The following is a 336-nucleotide window of genomic DNA, read 5'->3' on the forward strand; positions in this document are numbered from 1 at the left end:
GCTGGATTAGAAATCCATGCCGCCCATGCCGCCCATGCCGCCGCCGCCCATGCCGCCAGGCATGCCGCCGCCAGCCGACTCCTTCTTCGGAGCCTCCGCGATCATGGCTTCGGTGGTGACGAGCAGGCCGGCGACCGAGGCCGCGTCCTGGAGAGCGGTGCGGACAACCTTGACCGGATCGACGATACCCATGGCGATCATGTCGCCATAGTCGCCGGTCTGGGCGTTGTAGCCGAAGGTCGCGCCCTTGTTCTCAAGGATCTTGCCGGCAACGATCGATGCTTCCGCACCGGCGTTGGCCGCGATCTGGCGGGCCGGAGCCTGCAGCGCACGACG

At 67.6% G+C, this 336-nt stretch carries 1 protein-coding gene; it reads right to left on the reverse strand.

Annotation, left to right across the window (positions count from 1 at the left end):
• Positions 1 to 6 precede the first annotated feature (6 nt).
• Positions 7 to 336: TCP-1/cpn60 chaperonin family protein (locus EN990_RS35315; RefSeq protein ID WP_032899817.1), on the reverse strand; the 330-nt coding region annotated here is incomplete at its 5' end.

Origin of the sequence: Mesorhizobium sp. M7A.F.Ca.US.005.03.1.1, from assembly GCF_003997975.1 — a bacterium.
Classification (GTDB): domain Bacteria; phylum Pseudomonadota; class Alphaproteobacteria; order Rhizobiales; family Rhizobiaceae; genus Mesorhizobium; species Mesorhizobium ciceri.